The sequence below is a fragment of the Pseudomonas sp. GW823-FHT06E10 genome, assembly GCF_058794995.1.
This window is the reverse complement of record NZ_JBXAHJ010000033.1, coordinates 1-2,053: the sequence shown is the minus strand read 5'-3', so window position 1 is coordinate 2,053 and position 2,053 is coordinate 1. Positions and strand designations below refer to the sequence as shown.

The 2,053-nt window shown below is 52.2% G+C and carries 2 rRNA genes (1 of these 2 cut by a window edge); both read left to right on the top strand.

Annotated elements, in window-relative coordinates:
- Nucleotides 1-1,733: ribosomal RNA gene (locus AC1Q6Y_RS27975) — 23S ribosomal RNA — on the top strand; it begins 1,253 nt to the left of the window's first position.
- A gap of 156 nt (nucleotides 1,734-1,889) precedes the next feature.
- Nucleotides 1,890-2,005, top strand: a 5S ribosomal RNA gene (rrf, locus tag AC1Q6Y_RS27970).
- Nucleotides 2,006-2,053: the final 48 nt, after the last annotated feature.

The window sequence follows — 2,053 nt, the reverse complement described above, 5'->3', positions numbered from 1 at the left end:
CACTTAGGTGATGCGGTAGAGGAGCGTTCTGTAAGCCTGTGAAGGTGAGTTGAGAAGCTTGCTGGAGGTATCAGAAGTGCGAATGCTGACATGAGTAACGACAATGGGTGTGAAAAACACCCACGCCGAAAGACCAAGGTTTCCTGCGCAACGTTAATCGACGCAGGGTTAGTCGGTCCCTAAGGCGAGGCTGAAAAGCGTAGTCGATGGAAAACAGGTTAATATTCCTGTACTTCTGGTTATTGCGATGGAGGGACGGAGAAGGCTAGGCCAGCTTGGCGTTGGTTGTCCAAGTTTAAGGTGGTAGGCTGAGATCTTAGGTAAATCCGGGATCTTAAGGCCGAGAGCTGATGACGAGTGTTCCTTTGGAACACGAAGTGGTTGATGCCATGCTTCCAAGAAAAGCTTCTAAGCTTCAGGTAACCAGGAACCGTACCCCAAACCGACACAGGTGGTTGGGTAGAGAATACCAAGGCGCTTGAGAGAACTCGGGTGAAGGAACTAGGCAAAATGGCACCGTAACTTCGGGAGAAGGTGCGCCGGTGAGGGTGAAGGACTTGCTCCGTAAGCCCACGCCGGTCGAAGATACCAGGCCGCTGCGACTGTTTATTAAAAACACAGCACTCTGCAAACACGAAAGTGGACGTATAGGGTGTGACGCCTGCCCGGTGCCGGAAGGTTAATTGATGGGGTTAGCTAACGCGAAGCTCTTGATCGAAGCCCCGGTAAACGGCGGCCGTAACTATAACGGTCCTAAGGTAGCGAAATTCCTTGTCGGGTAAGTTCCGACCTGCACGAATGGCGTAACGATGGCGGCGCTGTCTCCACCCGAGACTCAGTGAAATTGAAATCGCTGTGAAGATGCAGTGTATCCGCGGCTAGACGGAAAGACCCCGTGAACCTTTACTATAGCTTTGCACTGGACTTTGAATTTGCTTGTGTAGGATAGGTGGGAGGCTTTGAAGCGTGGACGCCAGTTCGCGTGGAGCCATCCTTGAAATACCACCCTGGCAACTTTGAGGTTCTAACTCAGGTCCGTTATCCGGATCGAGGACAGTGTATGGTGGGTAGTTTGACTGGGGCGGTCTCCTCCTAAAGAGTAACGGAGGAGTACGAAGGTGCGCTCAGACCGGTCGGAAATCGGTCGTAGAGTATAAAGGCAAAAGCGCGCTTGACTGCGAGACAGACACGTCGAGCAGGTACGAAAGTAGGTCTTAGTGATCCGGTGGTTCTGTATGGAAGGGCCATCGCTCAACGGATAAAAGGTACTCCGGGGATAACAGGCTGATACCGCCCAAGAGTTCATATCGACGGCGGTGTTTGGCACCTCGATGTCGGCTCATCACATCCTGGGGCTGAAGCCGGTCCCAAGGGTATGGCTGTTCGCCATTTAAAGTGGTACGCGAGCTGGGTTTAGAACGTCGTGAGACAGTTCGGTCCCTATCTGCCGTGGACGTTTGAGATTTGAGAGGGGCTGCTCCTAGTACGAGAGGACCGGAGTGGACGAACCTCTGGTGTTCCGGTTGTCACGCCAGTGGCATTGCCGGGTAGCTATGTTCGGAAAAGATAACCGCTGAAAGCATCTAAGCGGGAAACTTGCCTCAAGATGAGATCTCACTGGGACCTTGAGTCCCCTGAAGGGCCGTCGAAGACTACGACGTTGATAGGTTGGGTGTGTAAGCGCTGTGAGGCGTTGAGCTAACCAATACTAATTGCCCGTGAGGCTTGACCATATAACACCCAAGCAATTTGACTACTCGAAAGAGCATCAGATTGCGGTGTGTGAAGACGAAAGAACCGAAAGTTCGACGCTCACAAAACACCGATTTTTATCACATACCCAATTTGCTGAAGCGAGGCCAGCCGGCCACGACTCAGTACCCGAATTTCTTGACGACCATAGAGCGTTGGAACCACCTGATCCCATCCCGAACTCAGCAGTGAAACGATGCATCGCCGATGGTAGTGTGGGGTTTCCCCATGTGAGAGTAGGTCATCGTCAAGATTAAATTCCGAAACCCCTATCTGCGTATGCAGGTAGGGGTTTTGTTTT